Source organism: Promicromonospora sp. Populi, from assembly GCF_041081105.1.
In the GTDB taxonomy this organism is placed as follows: Bacteria; Actinomycetota; Actinomycetes; order Actinomycetales; family Cellulomonadaceae; genus Promicromonospora.
On record NZ_CP163528.1, the window covers coordinates 4889508 to 4909571 of the forward strand.

At 71.2% G+C, this 20064-nt stretch carries 17 protein-coding genes; 12 read left to right on the top strand and 5 right to left on the bottom strand.

Going from position 1 to position 20064, the window contains the following annotated elements:
* Positions 1 to 9: 9 nt before the first annotated feature.
* A complete protein-coding gene (locus AB1046_RS22165; protein ID WP_369371444.1) occupies positions 10 to 933 on the top strand; it encodes a YihY/virulence factor BrkB family protein in 924 nt (307 codons plus the stop codon).
* Here the strand turns inward: AB1046_RS22165 and AB1046_RS22170 are convergent.
* From AB1046_RS22170 to sdhC, 4 genes are all read right to left on the bottom strand, one after another.
* Positions 917 to 1675 carry a succinate dehydrogenase iron-sulfur subunit gene (locus AB1046_RS22170; RefSeq protein ID WP_369371445.1) on the bottom strand — a complete coding sequence of 253 codons (759 nt, stop codon included), beginning with the start codon at positions 1673 to 1675 and terminating at the stop codon, positions 917 to 919. The genes AB1046_RS22165 and AB1046_RS22170 overlap by 17 nt on opposite strands.
* Positions 1675 to 3507, bottom strand: a complete 1833-nt coding sequence (gene sdhA, locus AB1046_RS22175; RefSeq protein ID WP_369371446.1) for a succinate dehydrogenase flavoprotein subunit — start codon at positions 3505 to 3507, stop codon at positions 1675 to 1677. Before sdhA ends, AB1046_RS22170 begins: the two co-directional genes overlap by 1 nt.
* A 67-nt stretch (positions 3508 to 3574) precedes the next feature.
* Entirely contained in the window at positions 3575 to 4039 is a 465-nt protein-coding gene (locus AB1046_RS22180) for a succinate dehydrogenase hydrophobic membrane anchor subunit (protein WP_369371447.1), read from the bottom strand.
* Positions 4039 to 4422 carry a succinate dehydrogenase, cytochrome b556 subunit gene (gene sdhC, locus AB1046_RS22185; RefSeq protein WP_369371448.1) on the bottom strand — a complete coding sequence of 128 codons (384 nt, stop codon included), beginning with the start codon at positions 4420 to 4422 and terminating at the stop codon, positions 4039 to 4041. The genes AB1046_RS22180 and sdhC overlap by 1 nt, the downstream gene beginning before the upstream one ends.
* Positions 4423 to 4631: 209 nt before the next feature.
* Between sdhC and AB1046_RS22190 the strand changes: the two genes are divergently transcribed.
* The 11 genes from AB1046_RS22190 to deoC all read left to right on the top strand — a co-directional run bounded on the left by AB1046_RS22190 (position 4632) and on the right by deoC (position 17233).
* Positions 4632 to 5765: a mannose-1-phosphate guanylyltransferase gene (locus tag AB1046_RS22190; RefSeq protein WP_369371449.1), complete on the top strand. Its 1134-nt coding sequence runs from the start codon at positions 4632 to 4634 to the stop codon at positions 5763 to 5765.
* A gap of 147 nt (positions 5766 to 5912) precedes the next feature.
* Positions 5913 to 7142 (top strand): amidohydrolase, encoded by a 1230-nt coding sequence (locus tag AB1046_RS22195; RefSeq protein WP_369375805.1) that lies wholly within the window; start codon positions 5913 to 5915, stop codon positions 7140 to 7142.
* A 154-nt stretch (positions 7143 to 7296) separates the two neighbouring features.
* Positions 7297 to 8376, top strand: a complete 1080-nt coding sequence (locus tag AB1046_RS22200) for a BMP family protein (RefSeq protein WP_369371450.1) — start codon at positions 7297 to 7299, stop codon at positions 8374 to 8376.
* A gap of 136 nt (positions 8377 to 8512) precedes the next feature.
* Positions 8513 to 10036, top strand: a complete 1524-nt coding sequence (locus AB1046_RS22205; RefSeq protein ID WP_369371451.1) for an ABC transporter ATP-binding protein — start codon at positions 8513 to 8515, stop codon at positions 10034 to 10036.
* A 47-nt stretch (positions 10037 to 10083) separates the two neighbouring features.
* Positions 10084 to 11262, top strand: coding sequence for an ABC transporter permease (locus AB1046_RS22210; protein ID WP_369375807.1), 1179 nt, complete (start codon positions 10084 to 10086; stop codon positions 11260 to 11262).
* Complete coding sequence (locus tag AB1046_RS22215; protein WP_369371452.1) at positions 11259 to 12557, top strand: ABC transporter permease; 1299 nt, start codon at positions 11259 to 11261, stop codon at positions 12555 to 12557. Before AB1046_RS22210 ends, AB1046_RS22215 begins: the two co-directional genes overlap by 4 nt.
* 2 nt (positions 12558 to 12559) lie before the next feature.
* Positions 12560 to 13006 carry a cytidine deaminase gene (locus AB1046_RS22220; protein ID WP_369371453.1) on the top strand — a complete coding sequence of 149 codons (447 nt, stop codon included), beginning with the start codon at positions 12560 to 12562 and terminating at the stop codon, positions 13004 to 13006.
* On the top strand, positions 13003 to 14385 hold the full coding sequence (locus tag AB1046_RS22225) for a thymidine phosphorylase (RefSeq protein ID WP_369371454.1): 1383 nt from the start codon (positions 13003 to 13005) through the stop codon (positions 14383 to 14385). The genes AB1046_RS22220 and AB1046_RS22225 overlap by 4 nt, the downstream gene beginning before the upstream one ends.
* A 78-nt stretch (positions 14386 to 14463) precedes the next feature.
* The gene (locus AB1046_RS22230) at positions 14464 to 15366 is read left to right on the top strand and encodes a hypothetical protein (protein ID WP_369371455.1); all 903 of its coding nucleotides are present in this window, start codon (positions 14464 to 14466) and stop codon (positions 15364 to 15366) included.
* Positions 15363 to 16514 carry an adenosine deaminase gene (locus tag AB1046_RS22235; RefSeq protein ID WP_369371456.1) on the top strand — a complete coding sequence of 384 codons (1152 nt, stop codon included), beginning with the start codon at positions 15363 to 15365 and terminating at the stop codon, positions 16512 to 16514. Before AB1046_RS22230 ends, AB1046_RS22235 begins: the two co-directional genes overlap by 4 nt.
* Complete coding sequence (gene deoC / locus AB1046_RS22240; protein ID WP_369371457.1) at positions 16511 to 17233, top strand: deoxyribose-phosphate aldolase; 723 nt, start codon at positions 16511 to 16513, stop codon at positions 17231 to 17233. Before AB1046_RS22235 ends, deoC begins: the two co-directional genes overlap by 4 nt.
* Before the next feature lie 73 nt (positions 17234 to 17306).
* Here deoC and AB1046_RS22245 read toward each other — a convergent pair whose 3' ends face one another.
* On the bottom strand, positions 17307 to 20042 hold the full coding sequence (locus AB1046_RS22245) for a glycosyltransferase (RefSeq protein WP_369371458.1): 2736 nt from the start codon (positions 20040 to 20042) through the stop codon (positions 17307 to 17309).
* Positions 20043 to 20064: the final 22 nt, after the last annotated feature.

Here is a 20064-nt window from a genome sequence, read left to right on the forward strand (position 1 = left end):
GTCATCGCAATGAAGCGGCTGATCGAGCTCGGGAAGACGGCCTGGGCGCGCTGGGAGGCGACCCGGCTCAGCCGTACGCTCACCCGCTACGACGAGGCGAACGGGTCGGTGCTGTGCGGCGGCATCGCGTACGCCGCACTGTTCTCCCTGTTCGCCGCCCTCGCCATCGGCTACACGGTGTTCGTGCGGGTGCTCGGCGGCAACACGGAGCTGCGGGACGCGGTCCTGGCCCAGGTCGACACCTGGGTGCCCGGGCTCGTGAACACCGGTGACGGGGGCGTGCTGTCGCCGTCGGACCTCGTGCTGTCCAGCGGGCTGAGCTGGACGTCCGTGGTGGCGGCGGTGGTGCTGCTCTGGTCCGCCACGGGATTCATGGGCGCCCTGCGCTCGTCGGTGCGCGCGATGTTCGGCCTGACGGAGAGCGTCGGCAACCCGGTCACGGAGCGGCTGCGCCAGCTCCTGGGATTTGTGCTGCTCGCGGCGGGGATGCTGGTCACGGCGGCCGCGAGCGTGGGGGTCTCCGCGGCGGTGCCCTGGACCCTGGACCAGGTCGGCCTGGGTGCGGGCGCCGGCTGGGCCGTGCGCGGCGTCGGGCTGCTGCTGACCGTGCTGCTCGACGCGGTGGTCGTCGCCGCCGTCGTCCGCTGGGTGGGTGGCGTCCACCCGGCGCGGCGGGACCTGCAGATCGGGGCGCTGGTCGTGGGCGTCGTGGCGGGCGCGCTGCGCCTGCTGGGCACCGAGGTGATCGCGGGCAGCGCCGCCCGCAACGCCCTGCTGGCATCCTTCGCGGTGGTGGTGACCCTGCTGGTCCTGGTCAACCTGATGGCCCGCGTCCTGCTCCTGGCCACGGCCTGGATGGCGGTGGCTGAGACGACGAAGCAGCCCTCCGAAGAGAGGGCTGCTTCGTCAGGGGACGTCAGAACGCGCGAGTGATCATCGCGCGCTTGACCTCCTGGATCGCCTTGGTGACCTCGATGCCGCGCGGGCAGGCCTCGGTGCAGTTGAAGGTCGTGCGGCAGCGCCACACACCCTCCTTGTCGTTGAGGATCTCCAGGCGCTGCGAGCCGCCCTCGTCCCGGCTGTCGAAGATGAAGCGGTGCGCGTTCACGATCGCGGCCGGGCCGAAGTACTGGCCGTCCGTCCAGAACACCGGGCAGGACGACGTGCACGCGGCGCACAGGATGCACTTGGTCGTGTCGTCGAACCGGGCGCGGTCCTCGGCGGACTGGTAGCGCTCCTTCGAGGGCTCGTTCCCGGTGGTGATGAGGAACGGCATGATCTCGCGGTAGGAGGCGAAGAACGGCTCCATGTCCACGACGAGGTCCTTCACGACCGGGAGGCCCTTGATGGGCTCGACCGTGATGGGCTTGTCCGGGTTGACGTCCTTGAGCAGCGTCTTGCAGGCGAGGCGGTTGCGGCCGTTGATCCGCATCGCGTCCGAGCCGCAGACCCCGTGGGCACAGGACCGGCGGAACGTGAGCGAGCCGTCCTCTTCCCACTTGATCTTGTGCAGGGCGTCGAGCACCCGGTCGGTGCCGTGGGCCAGGACCGTGAAGTCCTGCCAGACGGGCTCGTCGGACACCTCAGGGTTGAACCGCCGGATCCGCATCGTGACCGTGAACGAGGGGATCTCGCCCGCGGGGGTCGGCGCGGCGGCTTCGAGAGTGGCAGTCATCAGTACTTACGCTCCATCGGCTCGTACCGGGTCTGGATGACGGGCTTTGAGCCCAGGACGACCTTGTAGCCCTCGAACTCCTCGACGTGGTCGAAGTAGCCCTTGACGTGGCCCTCGGCCTGGTCCGAGGCCGCCGTCGGGCGACGGTAGGCCATCGTGTGCAGCATGTAGTGGACGTCGTCGCGGTTCGGGAAGTCCTCGCGGTAGTGACCGCCGCGCGACTCCTTGCGGTTGATGGCCGCGACCACGGTGACCTCGGCGATGTCGAGCAGGAAGCCCAGCTCGATCGCCTCCAGCAGGTCGGTGTTGAAGAGCTTGCCCTTGTCCTGCACCGAAGCGTTGCGGTAGCGCTTCTGCAGCTCGCGGATGTCGACCAGGGCCTGGTTCAGCGAGTCGCCGGTGCGGAAGACCTGGGCGTTGAGGTCCATGCTCTCCTGCAGCGCCTTGCGGATGTCCGCCACCCGCTCGCCGTCGGGCCGGTTGCGCATCTCGTCGAGCTGCGCCACCACGCGGACGGTCGGGTCCTCCGGCAGGTCGTGGAACGACGCCGTCTTGGCGTACTCGGCGGCGGCCCGGCCGGAGCGCTTGCCGAACACGTTGATGTCCAGCAGCGAGTTGGTGCCGAGCCGGTTGGAGCCGTGCACGGACACGCAGGCGACCTCGCCGGCGGCGTAGAGGCCCTTGACGACGTTGACGCCGTCGCGCAGCACCTCGCCCTTGACGTTGGTCGGCACGCCGCCCATGGCGTAGTGCGCCGTGGGGTACACGGGCACCGGCTCGGTGTAGGGCTCGATGCCGAGGTAGGTGCGCGCGAACTCGGTGATGTCCGGAAGCTTGGCGTCGATGTGCGCCGGCTCCAGGTGCGTCAGGTCGAGCAGCACGTAGTCCTTGTTCGGCCCGGCGCCCCGGCCCTCGCGGACCTCGTTCGCCATGGACCGGGCAACGATGTCGCGCGGCGCGAGGTCCTTGATGGTGGGGGCGTAGCGCTCCATGAAGCGTTCGCCCTCGGAGTTGCGCAGGATCCCGCCCTCGCCGCGGGCGGCCTCCGACAGGAGGATGCCGAGTCCCGCGAGGCCTGTCGGGTGGAACTGGAAGAACTCCATGTCCTCCAGCGGCAGGCCGCGGCGGTACGCCAGCGCCATGCCGTCACCCGTGAGGGTGTGCGCGTTCGAGGTGGTCTTGAAGATCTTCCCGGCACCGCCGGTGGCGAAGATGATCGACTTGGCCTGGAACACGTGGAGCTCGCCGGTCGCGAGGTCGTAGGCGACGACGCCGGTCGCGTTGACCTCCTCGCCGTCCGCGATCTCCTCGGTGGTGAGGTCGTGGTCCGTGATGAGGTCCAGCACGTAGAACTCGTTGTAGAACTCCACCTCCTGCTTGACGCAGTTCTGGTAGAGCGTCTGGAGGATCATGTGACCGGTGCGGTCGGCCGCGTAGCACGCGCGGCGCACGGCGGACTGGCCGTGATCGCGGGTGTGCCCGCCGAAGCGGCGCTGGTCGATCTTGCCCTCGGGGGTGCGGTTGAACGGCAGGCCCATCCGCTCCAGCTCGAGGACCGCGTCGATCGCCTCCCGGGCGAGGATCTCGGCCGCGTCCTGGTCGACGAGGTAGTCGCCGCCCTTGACGGTGTCGAAGGTGTGCCACTCCCAGTTGTCGTCCTCGACGTTCGCGAGGGCTGCCGCCATACCGCCCTGGGCGGCACCGGTGTGGGAGCGAGTCGGGTACAGCTTGGAGATCACCGCGGTGCGGGCCTCCTTCGACGACTCGAGGGCGGCACGCATACCTGCGCCGCCGGCGCCGACGATGACTACGTCGTATTGATGGGTCTGCATCGGGCTCGATGCCTCCTGCTAAGAGTTTCGGAGTGTGGGGCTGGGGGTTGTGCCGTGCTGATGCGTGCTAGGCCGTGCAGAAGGAGGCCAGCAGCTCAGCGGGAGCGTCCGGCGGGCACGGGTCGAACGTGAAGATCACCAGGGTGCCGAGCACCACGACCACGGTGAACGCCAGGAGGAGCAGGCCCTTGAGGATGCCGCGCGTCAGGTCCCTGGTGGCGTAGTCGTTGATGATGGTGCGCACGCCGTTGGTGCCGTGGATCATGGCGAGCCACAGCATCAGCAGGTCCCAGATCTGCCACATCGGGTTGGCCCACTTGCCGGCCACGAAGCCGAAGTCGATGGCGTGTACACCCTCGCCGACCAGCAGGTTCACGAACAGGTGGCCGAAGATGAGGACGATCAGCACGACGCCGGAGGCGCGCATGAAGACCCAGGAGTACAGCTCGTAGTTGCCGCGCGTCGTCTTGCGGCGCACGTACGGGGAGCGCGGGGAGTCGAGCTTCGCGACCGCTGCGGTTCCGTGTGTCATCAGTGACCCCCGGTGAAGACGTTGGTGAGGTGGCGCGGCAAGAAGCCCGCCATCGTCACGACGAAGAGACCGACGACTACCCACAGCATGACCTTCTGGTACTTGGGGCCCTTGGCCCAGAAGTCCACCAGCATGATGCGGATGCCGTTGAAGGCGTGGAAGACGATCGCGGCCACGAGCCCGGCCTCGCCGAGCCCCATGATCGGGGTCTGGTACGTGCCGATCGCGGCGTTGTACGCCTCGGGAGACACGCGCACCAGCGCTGTGTCGAGCACGTGCACGAGCAAGAAGAAGAAGATCAGCACGCCGGTCACGCGGTGCGCGACCCACGACCACATGCCTTCACGGCCGCGGTACAACGTGCCTGCTGGTGCGGTGGGCACTTTCGGTAGCCTCCTATGGCTGTCCGGCTGGGGGTGGCTGGTCCCCACTGTAATGACAACTGATCACCACAACCGCCGCCCGGAAGCCCTCGCAGGCCCTAGGACATGCCGTTTGTGACTGATCCCACAGGGGAGATGCCGTGGATTCGGGCACCCGTCAGGATGCCCGTGCGTTGCCGCTCGTCGCCTGCCCTGACATCCTGCGGGGCATGACTTCGGCCGCCGCCCCATCGTCCCCGATCGACGACTTCTTCGCAGTGGTACCGGCCGGTGGGGCCGGCACCCGGCTCTGGCCGCTCTCGCGCGGCGGGGAGCCCAAGTTCCTGCACGACCTCGTCGGATCGGGCATGTCGCTGCTGCAGGCCACCGAGCGCCGGCTGCGTCCGCTGACGGGGCCGGACGGCATCGTCCTGGTCACCGGTGAGCGGCACGTGGCGGCCTGCCGCGCGCAGCTCCCAGACCTGTCCGACGACGCAGTGCTCGCCGAGCCGTCGCCGCGCGAGTCCATGGCGGCGATCGGCCTGGCGGCCGCGGTGCTGGAGAAGCGGCACGGCGACGTCGTCATCGGGTCCTTCGCGGCGGACCACGTGATCCACGGGACGCGCGCGTTCCAGCTAGCGGTGCGCGAGGCGGTGGCCGCGGCGCGCGCCGGGTACGTGACGACCGTCGGGATCGCGGCGTCGCGGCCGTCGACCGCGTTCGGGTACGTGCGCTCGGGCGAGCCGCTCGGGGTCGAGGGGGCGCCGCACACGCTGCACGTGCGCGGGTTCACGGAGAAGCCCGACGCGGCGACCGCGCGGACCTACCTCGCCTCGGGCGAGTACCGCTGGAACGCGGGCATGTTCGTCTCGCGCACCTCCGTGCTGCTGGGGCACCTCGCCGAGCAGCGGCCCGAGCTGCACGACGGCCTGCGGACCGTCGCCGACGCGTGGGACACCCCGCGCCGCGCCGCGGTGCTCGCGGAGGTGTGGCCGGGCCTGGAGAAGATCGCGATCGACCACGCGGTGGCCGAGCCGGTCGCCGCGGCGGGCGGCGTCGCCGTTGTACCCGGGACGTTCGGGTGGGACGACGTCGGGGACTACAACTCGCTGGCCGTGCTCCTGCCGTCCGACGACGAGCAGGGCGCCAAGGTGCTCGGGGATCCCGCCGACGTGCTCCGCATCGACAGCGCCGGCTCGGTGGTGGTCCCGGCGTCAGGCCGGCTGGTGACGGTGCTGGGGCTGGACGACGTCGTCGTCGTCGACACGCCCGATGCGCTGCTGGTGACCACGCGCGCCCGTGCGCAGCAGGTGAAGGACGTGGTGGCGGCCGTGCGCGAGCGGGGCCGCGAAGACCTCCTCTGAACCGATGCCGAGCCGTTATCTCATCCAGTGGGACGGTTCACCCCCGGCAGTGTCTCGCGGGGCGGACAGCGCTACCGTGATGTGGTGAACCCGACCCAGCAGCCCGGAACTCTCACCGACTTTGATCTGATCGTTTCGAGCGAGCAGATGCCTGTCGGAGACGTGCCCGGCGGGAACGCGGCGGAGGTCGTCGCCGGCCTCGCCGCCCGCGTGGGCGAGCTGACGGACGGCTTCGACGCCGAGCTGATCAGGTTCCGTCGCGACGTGCACAGCCACCCCGAGCTGTCCCGCAAGGAGACACGCACCACCCAGCTCGTGGCCGAGCGCCTGCGGGCCGCGGGGCTGGAGCCGAGGCTGCTGCCGATCGGCTCGGGCCTGGTCTGCGACATCGGCCCGGACCACGGGATCGACGGCGCGGGCCGGGTCGGCCTGCGTGCCGACCTGGACGCCCTCCCGCTGCACGAGACGAGCGGCGTGGAGTTCGCCTCGACCCAGCCCGGCGTGGCCCACGCCTGCGGGCACGACGTGCACACCACGGTTGTGCTCGGCGCGGGCCTCGTGCTTGCCCGGCTACAGGAGGAAGGACGGCTGCACCGCGGCGTCCGCCTCTTCTTCCAGCCCGCCGAGGAAGTCTTCCCCGGCGGCGCTGAGGACATCATCAACAAGACCTCGGAGCTCGACGGTGTCGACCGCATGGCGGCGCTGCACTGCGACCCGAAGTTCGACGTCGGACAGGTCGGCACCCGGATCGGGCCCATCACGTCGGCGAGCGACTCGGTGATCGTGACCGTCTCGTCGAACGGCGGGCACACCTCCCGCCCGCACCTGACGGGCGACGTCGTGTTTGCGCTCGGCCAGGTCATCACGCAGACCCCGGCGGTGCTCGGCCGGCGGCTCGACCCGCGCTCCGGCGTGAACCTGACCTGGGGCGCCGTCCAGGCCGGCTCGACCCCCAACGCGATCCCGTCCACCGGCATCGTCAAGGGCACGCTGCGCTGCCTCGACGTGCGCGCGTGGGAGAAGGCCGGCGAGCTGGTGCGTGAGGCGGTCGAGCAGGTGGTGGCCCCCTACCAGGTGGACATCTCGGTGACGGTGACGCACGGCGTGCCGCCGGTCGAGAACGAGACCGAGGCCACGGGCGACCTCGAGGCAGCGATCCGCGACGCCGTCGGCCCCGACGCCGTGCAGCTCACCGAGCAGTCGATGGGCGGCGAGGACTTCGCCTGGTACCTCCGCAAGGTGCCGGGCACCATGGCTCGCCTCGGCGTGCGGACGCCCGGCGGCCGTACCTACGACCTGCATCAGGGTGATCTTGTGGTCGACGAGCGCGCGATCGGCGTCGGTGTGCGGACCCTTGCCCAGTTTGCGGCGCGCTGACCCCTAGATGTTCCTGTCGATGACGCTTCGGTAACGACTTACTCCGGTTACCGTCTCGAAACGCGATTTGCGGGATGCGCTGGCTACCCTCGGTGCGGTATAGGGCCCCAGACCTGTTTGGATCTGGCCCGTCTGGACCATTGAAGGAGTACCAGTGAAGAACGCTGTTCGGCTCACCGCCCTTGCGGGAGCAGCGGTGCTCGCGCTCTCTGCGTGTGGCGCCGCCCCTGAAGAGTCCACCGGTGGCGAGAGTGCCGCCAGCGACTTCAAGCCCTGCATCGTGTCGGACGCCGGCGGCTTCGACGACAAGAGCTTCAACCAGCTCGGTTTCGAGGGCGCTACTGCCGCCGCCGACGAGCTCGGCACCGAGCTGACCGACGTCCAGTCGGCGTCCGCGAGCGACTACAAGGGCAACATCGATTCCCTCGTCGCCGAGGACTGCAACGCCATCGTCACCGTCGGCTTCGCGCTGTCGGCCGCGACCATCGAGTCGGCGACGGCCAACCCGGACATCGACTACATCATCATCGACGACGCCGCGGACGCCGACTTCGACGGCCAGGCCGACGCCGAGAACATCAAGCCCCTGCTGTACGACACGGCGCAGGGCGCGTTCCTCGCGGGCTACCTCGCCGCGGGCTACTCGGAGGCCGGCCGGGTCGGCACGTTCGGTGGCATGGACTTCCCGACCGTGACCATCTTCATGGACGGCTTCCTGCAGGGCATCGAGTACTACAACGAGACCAACGGCACCGAGGTCGAGCTGGTGGGCTGGGACGGCGAGGAGGGCTCGTTCACCGGTGGCTTCGAGGCCAACCCGGAGGCGAAGCAGACCGCGCAGAACGTTCTGGACCAGGGCGTCGACGTGATCCTGCCGGTGGGCGGCCCCATCTACCAGTCCGCCGTCGACGCGATCGCGGACTCGGGCGAGGACGTCGCCCTGATCGGCGTGGACGCCGACTTCTACGAGTCGGACCCGACCACGCAGGACATCGTGCTGACCTCCATCCTCAAGGGGATGGACGTCTCCACGCAGGAGGCAGTGGTCGCAGCGGGCAACGACGAGTTCGACCCGACGCCCTACGTCGGCACCCTTGAGAACGGTGGGGTGGACCTCGCTCCGCTGCACAACTTCGAGGACCGGGTCGACCCGGGCCTCTGGACCGAGGTCCAGGCGCTCAAGGAGCAGATCATCGCGGGCGACGTCGAGGTGCAGTCGTACCTCGCCGAGTAGCCTGGCGAGCCGAACGGCTGTCGAGGCCGTTCGGTTGATGACCGAGAATTGACGCAAGATGGTCCCGGGGGGCACGGCACAGGCCGTGCGCCCCGGGACCTGTTATGAGGCAGGACCCATATCGGGAAGGACATCCATGCGGCTCGAGCTGCGCGGCATCACGAAGCGCTTCGGCGCGCTCGTCGCGAACGACCACATCGACCTGGTGGTTCAGCCAGGCGAGGTCCACTCGCTCCTGGGCGAGAACGGGGCTGGCAAGTCCACCCTGATGAACGTGCTCTACGGCCTGTACGACGCCGACGAGGGTGAGATCCTGCTGGACGACGTCGTCCAGAGCTTCTCCGGCCCCGGCGACGCGATGGGCGCGGGCATCGGCATGGTGCACCAGCACTTCATGCTCGTACCCGTCTTTACCGTCGCGGAGAACGTGATGCTCGGCCACGAGCAGACCCGGGGCGGCGGACGCCTGGACCTGGAGGCGGCCCGCGCGCAGGTGCGCGAGATCTCCGCACGGTTCGGGTTTCACGTGGACCCGGACGCCCTGGTGGAGGACCTGCCGGTGGGTGTGCAGCAGCGTGTCGAGATCATCAAGGCGCTCTCCCGGAACGCCGACGTGCTGGTCTTCGACGAGCCGACGGCGGTGCTCACCCCGCAGGAGACCGACGAGCTGATGGCGATCATGCGCCAGCTGCGCGACGAGGGCGCTGCGATCGTGTTCATCACCCACAAGCTGCGCGAGGTGCGCGAGGTGGCGGACCGCATCACGGTGATCCGGCACGGCAAGGTGGTGGGCGAGGCCAGCCCGACGGCGTCGGACAGCGAGCTCGCCTCGCTGATGGTGGGCCGCTCCGTGGAGCTGACCGTGCACAAGGAAGCGCCCACCCTGCACGACAACGGCCTGAAGGTGACCGACCTGGTCGTCACCAGCGAGTCCGGCACGGTAGTGGTGGACGACGTCAGCTTCGAGGTGCGCGGCGGCGAGGTGCTCGTCATCGCGGGGGTGCAGGGCAACGGGCAGACCGAGCTCACCGAGGCCCTCATCGGGCTGCAGGGCGACGTGTCAGGGAGCATCACGCTCGACGGCAAGGAGCTGGCGGGCCGGTCCGTGCGGCAGATCCTCGACGCGGGTGTGGGCTTCGTGCCCGAGGACCGCAACCTGGACGGCTTGATCGGGGAGTTCACCGTCGCCGAGAACCTCATGCTCGACCGCTCCGACGGGCCGCCGTTCGTGAAGCGGGGCGCCCTGCAGCTCGCCTACCGCGACCAGTTCGCGGGCGAGAAGGTCGCCGAGTTCGACGTCCGCACGCAGGGCATCACCACCCCGGTGGGGCGCCTGTCCGGCGGTAACCAGCAGAAGGTGGTGCTCGCGCGCGAGCTGTCGCGCGACCTGCGCCTGTTCGTCGCCGCGCAGCCGACGCGCGGCGTGGACGTGGGCTCCATCGAGTTCATCCACAAGCGGATCGTCGCCACGCGCGACGCCGGCGTCCCCGTGGTGGTGGTCTCCACCGAGCTGGACGAGGCCGTGGCGCTGGCCGACCGGATCATGGTGATGTATCGCGGCACGGTCGTGGGCATCGTGCCCGCGGACACCCCGCGCGACGTGCTGGGCCTGATGATGGCGGGGATCTCGCCTGAGGACGCGAAGGAGGACGTCGCGTGAGCGCCGAAGACACCGAGAGCCGCCTGGCCAAGGCGTTGCAGCAGACGATGAGCAGCCCCTGGACCGTGTCCGTGGGCGCCGTGCTGCTGGCCGTCGTGGCGGGCTCGATCATGATCGCCTTCACGAACGAGGGGGTGCAGGCCGCCTCGACGTACTTCTTCGCTCGACCCGGCGACACCTTCGTCGCGCTGGGCCAGGCGATCGGCGGCGCGTACTCGGCGCTGTTCCGCGGCTCGGTGGTGAACCTGCAGGCGCCGGACTTCGTCACCGCGATCCGGCCGCTCACCGAGACGCTCAGCTACGCGACGCCGCTCATCGCGGCGGGCCTCGGCGTGGCGCTCGCGTTCCGGGCCGGGCTGTTCAACATCGGCGGCCAGGGGCAGATGCTCGTGGCGGCCGCCGCGGCAGGCTGGGTGGGCTTCGGTGTCAGCGGCGTGCCGTTCCCGCTGCACCTGCTGATGGCGCTGGTGGCGGGCATCGCGGCGGGCGCGCTCTGGGCCGGGCTTGCCGGGCTCCTCAAGGCCCGCACCGGAGCGCACGAGGTGATCGTCACGATCATGCTCAACTACGTGGCGTTCTATCTGATCGCCTATCTCCTGGCGACACCCGGGCTGCTGCAGGCGCCCGGGTCGTCCAACCCGACGACGCCGCCGACGCCGCAGTCGGCGCAGCTGCCCAGCCTGCTGGGTGACCAGTTCAACCTGACCTGGGGCTTTGTCCTGTCGCTGCTCGCCGTCGTCGGCGTGTGGTGGCTGCTCAACCGGTCGTCGGCGGGCTTCTCGTTCCGCGCAGTCGGGGAGAACCCGAGCGCCGCGCGTGTGGCCGGCATCGACACCGGCCGCGCGACGGTGAGCTCGATGCTCGTGGCCGGCGGGCTCGTCGGCCTGGCTGGTGCGTCGCAGGTGCTGGGCGGGGTCACCACCGGGTTCGGCTCCGACATCGACGCGGGCATCGGGTTCGACGCCATCACCGTCGCCCTGCTCGGCGGCTCCAACCCGTGGGGTGTGCTCGCGGCGGGCATCCTGTTCGGCGCGTTCAAGGCCGGCGGGTCCACCATGCAGGCCGCCGAGGGCGTGCCCAGCGACATAGTGCTCGTGGTCCAGTCCCTGATCGTGCTCTTCATCGCGGCGCCGCCGTTGGTGCGGGCGATCTTCCGGCTGCCGGACCCGAGCCGGCGTCGGGCCTCGAAGAACACCAAGGCGACCCGGAAGGAGGCGGCCGCGTGAGCGCCGACCACAAGACCACCCAGCTTGACGTCCCGCTGTCGGAGACGGCGCGCACGGTGACGCTCGTGTCGTGGAAGACGGCGGGTGTGCTGCTCGCCGTGACGGTGCTATACGCGCTGCTGCTTGTTGCGGTCCCGCGCTCGGGCGACACGCGGTTCCTGCTGTCGCAGCGCAGCGACTTCTTCCAGATCCCGGTGATCGTGCTGCCCTCGGCAGCGCTGGCCTGGGTGTCCGGAGCCGTCATGCTCGCGGTGACGGCGTTCGCGATTGTGCGCACGGCCCGGGGGAGCAGGACGCCGCTGTGGCCGGTGGCGCTGTTCGCCCTCGCCGGCCTGATCGGCTTCCTGGCCTGGGCCGGCGCCGGCAGCCCCCGCGACCTGTCGATAGTCGGCCTGGTCGGCGGCGCCGTGCTGTGGTCCGTGCCGTTCGTCTACGGCGCGCTGGGCGGCGTGATCGGCGAGCGCGCGGGCGTCGTCAACATCGCGATCGAGGCACAGCTGCTCGGCGCCGCGTTCACCGCGGCCATCGTCTCGTCGATCACGAACAGCCCGGTCGCCGGGCTGGTCGCGGCGGTCCTCGCGGGCGCCCTCGTGGCGCTGGTGCTCGGCCTGTTCGCCATCACGTACCACGTGAACCAGGTGATCGTGGGTGTGGTGCTCAACGTGCTCGTCGTGGGGCTGACGAGCTTCCTGTACTCGCAGGTGCTCGTGCCCGGTGCGGAGCAGCTGAACTCCACCACTCGGTTCTCGGCGATCCCGATCCCGCTCCTGTCGGACATCCCGGTGCTCGGCCCGGTCCTGTTCCGCCAGCCGCTCCTCATCTACCTGATGTTCCTCGCGGTGCCCGCCGTCTGGTACGCGCTGAACCGGACGCGCTGGGGCCTGCGGCTGCGGGCCGTGGGCGAGCACCCGAAGGCCGCGGACACCGTCGGTATCAACGTGGTGCGCACGCGGTACAACGCGGTGCTCGTCGCGGGCGCCGTGGCCGGGCTCGGGGGTGCTTTCTACACCACCGTGAACCTGAGCCAGTTCGGCGAGAACATGACGGGCGGCGCGGGCTACATCGCGCTGGCCGCCGTGATCTTCGGCAAGTGGGACCCCGTGCGGTCCGCGTTCGCGGGCCTGCTGTTCGGATTCGCCTCCAACCTGCAGAACGTCCTGTCGGTGGTGGGCTCGCCCGTGCCGAGCCAGTTCATGCTCATGGTGCCGTACGTCGTCACCCTGCTCGCCGTCGCGGGTCTTGTGGGACGCTCGCGTCCCCCGGCCGCGTCGGGCGAGCCGTACATCAAGGGTTGAGGATGGGCTCTGTGGACCTTGTTGATCCGGCTGGACCGGCGGGCGACGTGGACTGGGCAGGCCTGCGGGCCGCGGCCCGGGACGCCGTCGACAAGGCGTACGCCCCGTACTCGGGTTTCCGGGTGGGGGCGGCGGCCTTCGCCGACGACGGGCGCCTGCTCACCGGCGCGAACGTCGAGAACGCCGCGTACGGCGTGACGCTCTGCGCGGAGTGCTCCCTGGTCAGCGCGCTGGTGATGTCGGGGGGCGGGCGGCTCGCCGCCTTCTCCTGCGTGAACTCGCTCGGCGAGACGATCATGCCGTGCGGCCGGTGCCGCCAGCTCCTGTGGGAGCACGGCGGACCCGGGCTGCTGGTGGACACCCCGCAGGGTGTCCAATCGATGACAGAGGTGCTGCCGCAGGCCTTCGGGCCGGGCGACCTGGACCACGTGCGAGAGGCAAATCAATGACCGAGCCGTTCGACGCCGTCGAGCTGATCCGGGTCAAGCGCGACAAGGGCGCGCTGGCCGACACGCAGATCGACTGGCTCGTGGACGCCTACACCCGTGGTGTGGTGGCCGACGAGCAGATGTCCGCCATGACCATGGCGATCCTGCTGAACGGCATGTCCCGCGCCGAGATCTCGCGCTGGACCAGCGCGATGATCGCGTCCGGGGAGCGCCTCTCGTTCTCCGGTCTCTCCCGGCCGACGGCGGACAAGCACTCCACCGGTGGTGTGGGCGACAAGATCACCCTGCCGCTCGCGCCCCTCGTGGCGGTGTTCGACGTCGCCGTGCCGCAGCTCTCGGGCCGCGGCCTGGGGCACACGGGCGGCACGCTCGACAAGCTGGAGGCCATCCCGGGCTGGCGGGCCTCGCTCACCAACGACGAGATGATGGCCCAGCTCGAGTCCGTGGGCGCGGTGATCTGCGCCGCCGGCACGGGGCTGGCCCCCGCCGACCGCAAGCTGTACGCCCTGCGGGACGTCACCGGCACCGTCGAGGCGATCCCGCTCATCGCCAGCTCGATCATGTCGAAGAAGATCGCCGAGGGCACCGGCGCCCTGGTGCTCGACGTGAAGGTCGGCTCCGGCGCGTTCATGAAGGACCTGGACAGTGCGCGCGAGCTCGCCCGCACCATGGTGGACCTCGGGACGGACGCCGGGGTGCGCACCGTCGCGCTGCTCACCGACATGTCGGTGCCGCTCGGCCTGACCGCGGGCAACGCCCTGGAGGTGCGCGAGTCCCTGGAGGTGCTCGCCGGTGGCGGGCCGGTCGACGTCATCGACCTGACCGTGGCGCTCGCCATGGAGATGCTCGCCGCGGCCGACCGCCCCACCTCCGAGGCGGACGTGCGTGAGGCCCTGGCCGACGGCCGGGCGATGGACAAGTGGCGGGCCATGATCACGGCGCAGGGCGGCGACGTCGACGCGCCGTTGCCGGTCGCGAAGGAGACCGAGACCATCGTCGCGCCGCGGGCCGGGGTGCTCACCTCGCTCGACGCTTACGCCGTCGGGGTGGCCGTGCACCGGCTCGGCGCGGGCCGGGTGCGCAAGGAGGACTCGGTGCAGGCCGCGGCCGGCATCGAGATCCACGTGAAACCGGGGGAGCGAGTGGCCGCAGGCGACCCGGTGATGACGCTGCACACCGACACCCCGGAGCGGTTCGAGCGGGCCCGCGAGGCCCTCGACGGCGGCTGGGCGGTGCATCACGAGAGCGCGGAGCAGGTCCTGGAGGGCTTCCTGACCAGTGCCGCGGGGGTGCTGGCGAGCATCGACGGGGGCGCGGGCGCCCTGACCGGTGCGGGTCTGGTGCTCGACCGGCCCGTTGTGCTGGAGCGCATCGACTGACCTGCGCAGACGCGGTCACCCGCGCCGCCCAGCGTGGCGGATCGGCGAGTCGCTCCGCCGCGGCTTAGCCTGGCGAACGTGGAGTCGACATTGCGCCTTTCGTCCTTGCTCGGCGCCGTGCGTGCCTTTGCCGGGCCGGTGCCCGCTCCACCGCCGGCGGGCCGGTTCGAGCGCCCGGCGGTGCCCGAGCAGGTCGAACGGCAGCTCGAACCCGTGACGTCGCGCGCCCGGCGGTCCGTGCTGGACCCCCTGGCCCGCGAGCGTGGCACCGGGACCGTCGGGTTCCCGCGGCGGCTGAACCTGCCGTCGCTCGACGGAACGGCGGCGGCCGCCGTCCAGGTGGACGAGACCACCTGCGGGTCCGCGGTGCTCGCCATGCTCGGCCTGGCCGGGGACCCCCGGGCGGCCCTGCGGCTCGCCAGCGCCGACCCGGCGCGCCGGTTCGCGCAGCTGCAGCACGCCGTCCAGGCCGTGACCAACCGGCGCGGGCTGGTCGTGGCCCGGTGGCCGCGCACCTACGGCACGCCGCCGTGGGGCGCCGCGCGGTTCGCGAGCTACGGCGGCGTGCGCTACACCCACCGGGTGGCGGGTTCGCGCGCGCTGCTGGAGGCGGCGATCACCGCGGCCCGCGCGGGCATCCCGGTGCCCCTGTACACGGGTGGTGACGTCACGAGCGGCTGGGACTCCGCGGTCCCGCGCCACGTGGTGCTGCTCACCCTGGCCGACGGCGAGGGGGCCGAGGGCAACGCGGTCCTGTACGAGCCGTCGGGCGCGGGCCTGCACACCGTGCCTGTGGCGGCGCTGCTGGACCCGCCCCCGGCGTCGTCCCCCGGCACGGACACGGCGCAGTCCACCGGCGACCGCACGGCCGCCCGGGTGCGCAAGGCGCTGACGGCAGCGCTGGGCGGCTGGCCGCACGTGGCGTGGGTGCTGCTGCCCGACGGCCGGCTGTCGGTGGCTGGCGGTAGGTTGTCAGCATGACCACGCAAGACCCCGGGGCGCGCCCCGGTGAGGCGCTGCTACGCGCCCTGCCCAAGGTAGTACTGCACGACCACCTCGACGGGGGCCTACGGCCGCAGACCGTCCTCGAGCTCGCGGACGCCGCGGGGCACAAGCTGCCCGCCGGCGACGCCGAGTCCCTGGCCACCTGGTTCCGTGACGCCGCCGACTCCGGCACGCTGGTCCGGTACCTGGAGACCTTCGAGCACACCATCGCCGTCATGCAGACGTCCGACAACCTGGCCCGCGTCGCCCGCGAGGCCGTGCTGGACCTTGCAGCCGACGGCGTCGTGTACGCCGAGCAGCGCTGGGCGCCGGAGCAGCACCTGGCCGGCGGGCTGTCGCTCGCCGAGACCCTCGAGGCGGTCCAGGCCGGGATCGACGACGGCATCGCCGCCGCAGCAGCGGACGGCCACCTCATCCGGGTAGGCCAGCTCGTCACCGCCCTGCGGCACACGGACCAGTGGCTCGAGCTCGCGGAGCTCGCCGTCGAATACCGGGACCGCGGCGTCGTCGGGTTCGACCTCGCAGGCCCCGAGGCAGGGTTCCCGCCGTCGCGCCACCGCGAGGTCTGGCGCTACCTCGCCGAGTACGACATGCCGACCACCATCCACGCCGGCGAGGCCGCCGGCCTCGACTCCATCGCCCAGGCGGTGCACCTGGGGCAGGCCGACCGCCTCGGCCACGGCGCCCGGATCATCGAGGACATCGCCTTCGTGCCCGACGGCGACCCCGCCGAGGGCGGCCTGTCGGACGACGGCCGCGGCGGAGCGGCGGACCTGGGCCGCCTCGCGCACTGGGTGCGCGACCACCAGATCCCGCTCGAGCTGTGCCCCGTGTCGAACCTGCAGACCGGCATCGCCGAGTCGATAGCCAAGCACCCGATCACCCGCCTCAAGGAGCTGGACTTCGCGGTCACGCTCAACACGGACAACCGCCTGATGTCTCGCACGTCGATGACGCACGAGATGAAGCTGCTCGTCGACGAGGCCGGCTGGACGCTGGACGACCTCGTCGACGTGACCGTCACCGCCGCCTGGGGTGCGTTCATGCACCACGACGAGCGGCGCGACCTCGTGGAGCAGGTGCTCCTGCCCGGATTCCAGAAAGTTGAAGGTGCCCTGCTATGACCGGAACGCCGAATGATGCAAAGGCGCTCGCCGCCTTTGTGGACCACACGCTGCTCAAGCCGGAGGTGACGGCCGCCGACGTCGCCACGCTCGTCGAGGAGGGGGCGGCACTCGGGGTGTTCTCGGTGTGCGTCTCGCCGCCGTTCGTGTCGCTCGCGGTCGAGGTCGCGGCCGGGCGGCTTGCCGTCGCGACGGTGTGCGGGTTCCCGTCGGGCAAGCACCTGAGTGACGTCAAGGCCTTCGAGGCGGCCCGTTCCGTCGCGGACGACGCGGACGAGGTCGACATGGTGATCGACGTCGGCACCGCGCGGTCCGGCCGGTTCGACGCTGTGCAGACCGACATCGCGGCCGTCCGCGCCGCGGTCCCGGCCGACCGGATCCTGAAGGTGATCATCGAGTCGGCGGCGCTGACCGACGAGCAGATCGTGGGCGCGTGCAAGGCGGCCGAGGCCGCCGGCGCGGACTTCGTGAAGACGTCCACGGGTTTCCACCCGGCCGGCGGCGCCTCGGTGCACGCCGTCTCGCTCATGGCCCGGACCGTCGGCGCCGCGGGCGGCGGCAGGCTGGGCGTCAAGGCCTCCGGCGGGATCCGCGACCTCGACACCGCGCTCGCGATGATCGAGGCGGGCGCCACCCGCCTGGGCCTGTCGAGCACGGCCGGGGTCCTGGCCGGCTTCGAAGCGGGCGCAGTCGCCCCCGCCTCGACCGACACCTACTGACTCGTTGAGTGCTGGCTATCTGTGGGGTGGGCTGACGTCAGCCCAACCCCACAGATAGCCAGCACTCAACGGGCTAGCGGCGGGTCGAGAGCCAGGTTTCCGCGGCCGTCCAGTGCTCCTTCAGGAGGATGTACCGGTCGTCGTGCCACGGCTTGACCGGTCCGGCCCAGTGGATCAGCCCGGGCTCGGCGACGATCTCCTGCGTGGGCCACGCGTTCCACCGGGAGTCCAGGACGCGGTAGCGCGACCCGGCGTAGGCGTTCAGCACGTCCTGGTCGTTCAGCCCGTACCGCTCGGCGTACGGCACGTACTCGTGCGTGAACCCGTCGGCCCGCATGACCGCCAGGTCGAGCAGCAAGATGCCCGCGTTGAAGCCCTGGTACCCGTAGCGGTGCCGCTGCGTCATGGCGCGCACCAGGTCCCGCGCGGCGCCGGGCTGGTGCCCCAGCAGCCGGGTGGACCGGATCACGTTCCCGATGCCGTGCCGGTAGTTGTAGGAGATCGACGGCCGGGCCGCCAGCGGCGCCCCGCCAAGGTCCGTGTCGTACAGGTCGGCCAGGTCCACCACGGACAGCGCGTCCAGGTCGTGGTAGAGCACGCGGTCGAGGTGCGGCAGCAGCTCGGGCAGCAGCAGGCGGTCCATCGTGGCGACCGTGATGTGCTTGAGCATGCCGAGCACCGCCCCGTAGTCGATCCCGTCGCAGGCGTACCACTCGAACGTGACCTCCGGGAACAGCCCCGCGAGCCGCTCGTGGTCCGCGGGGCCGTGGTCGCGCGTGAGCGCCACCACCCGCACCGGGCGGTCGGTGTGCCGCACCACGCCGGCTACCACCACCTCCATCTGGGCGCGCAGGTTCCCGTCGAGCGCGACGGCGATGTTGAGCACGCCGCGCGCCGCGGCAGGCCCGGTGCGCGGCTCGGCGGCCCCCACCAGGACGCGCGTGGCGCGCACGCCGGCCACGACGTCGGAGACATCGCAGCTGCCCGACGGCGCCGGCACCGGCGCGCTGTGCACCGCCCGCGCCCGCTCCACCTCGTCGGCCACCGTGGCGGCCCAGGTGGCGTAGACCTCGTCGCGGGAGGCCCCGGCGAGGATCTTGGCCATCGCGGGCGCCACGACGGCGCGGATCCGGTGCTGCATGGCGCGCCGGTCCGCCTCGTCGGCGTCGAGCAGGCCGGAGAACCGGATGTCGGCGTCGTTCCGGGGGCGGAAGTCGACGTTGGCGCCGATGGCCCATGAGGGCAGGAAAGCGTGCAGGCGCGACGTGACCACCCGGGCGAACCGGGACCGGTAGGCGTCGAGCAGCTCGACCGCGGTGTGCAGGTTCTGGCCCAGGCTGTGCCGGCGTACGGAGGGGTGCAGGTGGGTGACCAGCTCGCCGCGGGTGTCGTGCTCGGGGACCGGCGTGTCCACGTACACGGCCGGAGCCCCGGTCGGCGGGGACGCGAAGTCCGCAGGGAAGACCGTGTCGATAGTGGTGGTGAGGCAGCCGCTGAAGAACGCCGGGACACCCGCGTTGAGCAGCAGGTGCACGGTGGTCCAGTCGCGGCACCCGATGGGGCCGTGCGCCCGGAGGTAGTCCACCGCAGTCGGCGTCAGGATGGCGTGCTTGTTGACGTGGAACGAGACGAACAGCGGCAGCAGGTTCTTGTGGAACGGGAAGTCGAACCGCAGGTCGAACTGGCTGTGCATGTACCAGCCGAACGCGAGCATCCACGTGTTCTCGGGCACGGCGTCCAGGCGCGACATGTCGCGCTGCACGAGCGTCAGGTTCACGTCGGCGCCCGGCCCGGGCACCACGTGCTCGGGCCGCACCCGGCCGGCGAGGAACCGCACGGGCTCGGTGACGGCGTCGTCGCCGTGCAGGCGCAGGCCCTCGTGGCGCAGCAGGTGGCCCAGGCTCGCGATGGTCTGCACCGTGTCGCCGATGTTGCTGGACGACACGTTCTCGTCCGGCGCCTTGTAGTCGATCACGGCGAACGACACGTGCCCCGTCGGCACGTGCGCGGGTGCGGCGGGTCGCAGCGCCTTGTCGATCCAGGGGGCCAGGTGGTCGATCGATGCCCGGACCTCTTCGGTCAGGCCGGTGTCGTGCCGCGCGGCGTCGAGCGCCTCGGCCGCCGACTCGGGCTCGTCGGCGATGAACAGGAGCTTCGCGAGCTCGAGCAGCACCGCGGCGTCGGGAACGAACCCGTGCCGAACCCACGTGGCAGCCGTGCGGGTGACACCAGGGTCGGCCATGGCGATGCCCGCCCGGAGGTACTCGGCGGGGGCGAGGCGGGCGGCGTCGTCGGGCCCGAGCTGCCGCAGCAGGTCCCACGCGAGCTCACGCAGGCCCACGCGCTGCGCGATCAGGGCGGCTCCCGCGACCCCGGCGCGGCGCGTCTCGGGATGCGCCATCAGCGAGTGGCACAGCGACCGCCACTGTGCGGTGTCGAGGGTGCGCGCGGCGCGGACGGACGTGGTGACCGCCTCGTCGATGGGGAGGCCGCGGCGGAGGGCGGCGGTGAGCACGGCGTCGCTGGAGAGCGGCTCGGGTCGTTCCTGGAACGGGCGGTCCGCGGCGCGGTCCGGAGCGGACCACACCTGACGCGGCTGACGGTTCGCTTCCTTGGCGGACGCCCAGGTCTCCTGGTCGGGCGTCGGCAGGGGTCTCGCGTCGGGTACCGGCGCGGGCCGGTCGGAGTGCGGGTTGTGGAGGGGATCCGCGGCGGCGGTGAGCAGCGCCTCGGCGATCATCTCGTCAGCAGTCGGGACCGGGTGCGCAGTCTCACCGGACGCGGCGAGACGGCGGCTTGCAGGGGACATGAAGGCTCCTTGTGGGGTCGAC

Coding starts and splice junctions, on each gene's coding strand:
- AB1046_RS22165 (WP_369371444.1), top strand. CDS start 10: ATGAAGCGGCTGATCGAGCTCGGGAAGACGGCCTGGGCGCGCTGGGAG.
- AB1046_RS22170 (WP_369371445.1), bottom strand. CDS start 1,675: ATGACTGCCACTCTCGAAGCCGCCGCGCCGACCCCCGCGGGCGAGATC.
- sdhA (WP_369371446.1), bottom strand. CDS start 3,507: ATGCAGACCCATCAATACGACGTAGTCATCGTCGGCGCCGGCGGCGCA.
- AB1046_RS22180 (WP_369371447.1), bottom strand. CDS start 4,039: ATGACACACGGAACCGCAGCGGTCGCGAAGCTCGACTCCCCGCGCTCC.
- AB1046_RS22190 (WP_369371449.1), top strand. CDS start 4,632: ATGACTTCGGCCGCCGCCCCATCGTCCCCGATCGACGACTTCTTCGCA.
- AB1046_RS22195 (WP_369375805.1), top strand. CDS start 5,913: ATGCCTGTCGGAGACGTGCCCGGCGGGAACGCGGCGGAGGTCGTCGCC.
- AB1046_RS22205 (WP_369371451.1), top strand. CDS start 8,513: ATGCGGCTCGAGCTGCGCGGCATCACGAAGCGCTTCGGCGCGCTCGTC.
- AB1046_RS22210 (WP_369375807.1), top strand. CDS start 10,084: ATGAGCAGCCCCTGGACCGTGTCCGTGGGCGCCGTGCTGCTGGCCGTC.
- AB1046_RS22220 (WP_369371453.1), top strand. CDS start 12,560: ATGGGCTCTGTGGACCTTGTTGATCCGGCTGGACCGGCGGGCGACGTG.
- AB1046_RS22225 (WP_369371454.1), top strand. CDS start 13,003: ATGACCGAGCCGTTCGACGCCGTCGAGCTGATCCGGGTCAAGCGCGAC.
- AB1046_RS22235 (WP_369371456.1), top strand. CDS start 15,363: ATGACCACGCAAGACCCCGGGGCGCGCCCCGGTGAGGCGCTGCTACGC.
- deoC (WP_369371457.1), top strand. CDS start 16,511: ATGACCGGAACGCCGAATGATGCAAAGGCGCTCGCCGCCTTTGTGGAC.
- AB1046_RS22245 (WP_369371458.1), bottom strand. CDS start 20,042: ATGTCCCCTGCAAGCCGCCGTCTCGCCGCGTCCGGTGAGACTGCGCAC.